The 1397-nt window shown below is 53.7% G+C and carries 1 rRNA gene; it reads right to left on the reverse strand.

The window, feature by feature from the left end:
• Window positions 1-45 precede the first annotated feature (45 nt).
• Window positions 46-1397: ribosomal RNA gene (locus BCU68_RS08655) — 16S ribosomal RNA — on the reverse strand; the annotation flags it as partial.

Raw genomic sequence — 1397 nt, forward strand, 5'->3', positions numbered from 1 at the left:
TTAAACCATCAATCTGTGTGGGTACTCATCGTGAAAATCTTCGTATAAGGAGGTGATCCAGCCCCAGGTTCCCCTAGGGCTACCTTGTTACGACTTCACCCCAGTCATGAACCACAAAGTGGTGAGCGTCCTCCCCGAAAGGTTAAACTACCCACTTCTTTTGCAGCCCACTCCCATGGTGTGACGGGCGGTGTGTACAAGGCCCGGGAACGTATTCACCGTAGCATTCTGATCTACGATTACTAGCGATTCCGACTTCATGGAGTCGAGTTGCAGACTCCAATCCGGACTACGACGCACTTTTTGGGATTCGCTCACCATCGCTGGTTGGCAGCCCTCTGTATGCGCCATTGTAGCACGTGTGTAGCCCTACTCGTAAGGGCCATGATGACTTGACGTCGTCCCCACCTTCCTCCGGTTTATCACCGGCAGTCTCCCTGGAGTTCCCGACATTACTCGCTGGCAAACAAGGATAAGGGTTGCGCTCGTTGCGGGACTTAACCCAACATTTCACAACACGAGCTGACGACAGCCATGCAGCACCTGTCTCAGAGTTCCCGAAGGCACACCTGCGTCTCCGCTGGCTTCTCTGGATGTCAAGAGTAGGTAAGGTTCTTCGCGTTGCATCGAATTAAACCACATGCTCCACCGCTTGTGCGGGCCCCCGTCAATTCATTTGAGTTTTAATCTTGCGACCGTACTCCCCAGGCGGTCTACTTAACGCGTTAGCTCCGAAAGCCACGGCTCAAGGCCACAACCTCCAAGTAGACATCGTTTACGGCGTGGACTACCAGGGTATCTAATCCTGTTTGCTCCCCACGCTTTCGCATCTGAGTGTCAGTATCTGTCCAGGGGGCCGCCTTCGCCACTGGTATTCCTTCAGATCTCTACGCATTTCACCGCTACACCTGAAATTCTACCCCCCTCTACAGTACTCTAGTCCGCCAGTTTCAAATGCAGTTCCGAGGTTGAGCCCCGGGCTTTCACATCTGACTTAACGAACCACCTGCATGCGCTTTACGCCCAGTAATTCCGATTAACGCTCGCACCCTCCGTATTACCGCGGCTGCTGGCACGGAGTTAGCCGGTGCTTCTTCTGTCGCTAACGTCAAATCCATACGCTATTAACGCATGAACCTTCCTCACGACTGAAAGTACTTTACAACCCGAAGGCCTTCTTCATACACGCGGCATGGCTGCATCAGGCTTGCGCCCATTGTGCAATATTCCCCACTGCTGCCTCCCGTAGGAGTCTGGACCGTGTCTCAGTTCCAGTGTGGCTGATCATCCTCTCAGACCAGCTAGGGATCGTCGCCTTGGTGAGCCATTACCTCACCAACTAGCTAATCCCACCTAGGCATATCTTGACGCGAGAGGCCCGAAGGTCCCCCTCTTTG

Source organism: Vibrio sp. 10N.286.49.B3, from assembly GCF_002873395.1.
Classification (GTDB): Bacteria; Pseudomonadota; Gammaproteobacteria; order Enterobacterales; family Vibrionaceae; genus Vibrio.